The following is a 2,306-nucleotide window of genomic DNA, read 5'->3' as shown; positions in this document are numbered from 1 at the left end:
AGTGGTGCGGCGACATCACATATGCGCAGGTCGCAGCCGCGTGGCTCTACCTCGCTTGCGTCATCGATATCCGGTCGCGCCGAGTGCTCGGCTGGGAGACCGCCACCGAGACCGTGGTGGCGACCATCCCTGGCCTGTCCGCCCCGCTGGGGGTGGCGGTCTCCCGCGACACCCTCCGCGTCTACGTGACCAACAGCGGCGCGAACACCGTCAGCGTCATCGACGCCACCACCAACACGGTCACCGACACCATCCCGGTGGGCATCTCTCCTTGGGGGGTAGCAGCCAGCCCCGACGACCTCCAGGTGTATGTGGCCAACAACGGATCCGACACCGTCAGCGTCATCGACGCCACCACCAACACGGTCACCGACACCATCGCAGTCGGACACCAGCCCGCGGGGATCGCGATCACACCCAACAACCTCGACATCTATGTGGCGAACAGCGGCTCGAACACCGTCAGCGTCATCCAGAACCTCAACCAGATGGCTCCCACCCTGGGGCCGCAGTCCGGCGGGACCAAGGTGACGCTCACCGGCACCAGCCTCGCCGGAGCCACCACGGCGAGATTCAACGCTGTCTCCAGCCCCATCCTCGCCAACACAAACAACCGGATCCTGGTAGCCACCCCGCCCGGGGTCGGTATCGCGCAGGTCACCGTCACCACGCCGAGCGGCACCAGCAACCCCAAACCCTTCAACTACTACCCCAGCGGCAGCGCCTCCTCCCTCAGCCCCGCCACGGGCCCGACCGGCGGCCGCAACATCGTCACCATCAACGGCGCCCAGCTGGGCACAGCAAATTCCGTCCTGTTCGGCACCCTGCTGGCCCCACCCCTCATCGTCACCGACCAGCAGATCACCGTCGCCGTCCCACCTGCCGCCAGTCCCGGCCTGGTGCCCGTCGTCATCACCACCGCAGGAGGCCTCACTACCGGCTCGCTCACCTACACCTACATCGACCCACCGGCACTCACCGGCCTGAGCACCACCACCGGCACCGCCTTCGGCGGCAAAGTCATCGACCTCACCGGCCGTAACCTGGCGACCGCCACCAAAGTCGACTTCAACGGCGTCAACGCCCAGTTCAGCATCGGAGCCGACAACGTCCTGGCCGTCGTAGTGCCCCCCAGCCCCATCACCGGTCCCGTAGACGTCACCGTCACCACCAGCGCAGGCGCCAGCACCCTCCCCGGCGCCTACACCTACAACTGACCACGGGCAGCAGCGCGTCGGACGCTGGTGATCTGGGTTGCCGGCAGTTGTGTGAGCAGGCTCTCGATCAGTCGCTGTTGCACAGGCAGGTCGTCGTTCCTCCCGATCAGCCCCTGCGTGGCCGAGGTTCGCCCATCGGGGAGAGCTGGTGCGTGCTGGTTCCCATGGGTGTGCACGCGCGGTGGTACAGGGCGCCGATTCGCCTTCCCCTGGCGCGCCGGTCGATCCGCCCTCTGTGCGCTCGTCTATTCAGGTGGCTACCCGTCAATGCTCTTGTGTCATATTCCATTTGTATGGGTCACTTGGGTATCCGAACCGGTGGGCCGCCCATCCCTCTCCGGGGGAGCGCGGAACCGTTCTGTTCGCCGACCATCTATGCGTGATGGACCTTGGCATCGTTTGCTCCGGACGACCGCGATGGGCGCCCCTGTAGAGGACTTGGATCCGACCAGTCGTCCCTGCCGAACAGCGGCAAGGGCTGGTGGGACAGCCTCCGGCCTCTGCAAGGGAGCAGTGCGCGAGCCATCCGCGCACAACCGAGTACCTCGTCGTCGAGGCCACCAGCGTGGCCTCGCACTCTGCGACCCGCGTGCGGCCATTGCTGCTTCGAGCGAGCCGGTACCAGTCATGTGCATACCTCGGCCTCATGCCGAGGGCAGTGCGATGACTAGCAGCTCTCCATCACGAGGGCGGTACCGGCTCGTACGGAGCGGCGCCCGCTGCGGGGCGGCAACGGTGTCCCGGGCCGACGGCCCGCGACCGACACGGCTCATCACGGCTTCGAGCACCCTGCGCGGCGACGGCCGCTGACGGTGTCTTCTCGCAGCAGGCAACTTCCGGACACTTCCCCGGGGGCGCCCATCGGTGTACCCGCGGGACGTGCCGAGAAGGAGGCGAGCGAGGCCGGCCGGGCCTGACAGCGGCCCGGTGGTCCAAGTCATGGCACTGGGCCTGACCTGGACCCGGCTCTGAGTCAACTCCAGCGTTCGAAGGTTCAGTTCACACACGGAGGACGATCATGCCAATCAGTCCGAACCAGGGCTCGACCGGTGGCGGTACCACTGTCACCATCACGGGCACCAATCTCAC

At 66.9% G+C, this 2,306-nt stretch carries 2 protein-coding genes; both read left to right on the top strand.

Going from position 1 to position 2,306, the window contains the following annotated elements:
- Window positions 1-83 precede the first annotated feature (83 nt).
- Window positions 84-1,217, top strand: a complete 1,134-nt coding sequence (locus ACIOHC_RS43790; protein WP_401847039.1) for an IPT/TIG domain-containing protein — start codon at window positions 84-86, stop codon at window positions 1,215-1,217.
- Window positions 1,218-2,235: 1,018 nt separating this feature from the next.
- A partial coding sequence (locus ACIOHC_RS43785; RefSeq protein ID WP_401846094.1) for an IPT/TIG domain-containing protein occupies window positions 2,236-2,306 on the top strand: 71 nt, incomplete at its 3' end.

Origin of the sequence: Streptomyces sp. NPDC088252 (assembly GCF_044740965.1) — a bacterium.
In the GTDB taxonomy this organism is placed as follows: domain Bacteria; phylum Actinomycetota; class Actinomycetes; order Streptomycetales; family Streptomycetaceae; genus Streptomyces.
This window is presented reverse-complemented; position numbering and strand designations above follow the sequence as displayed.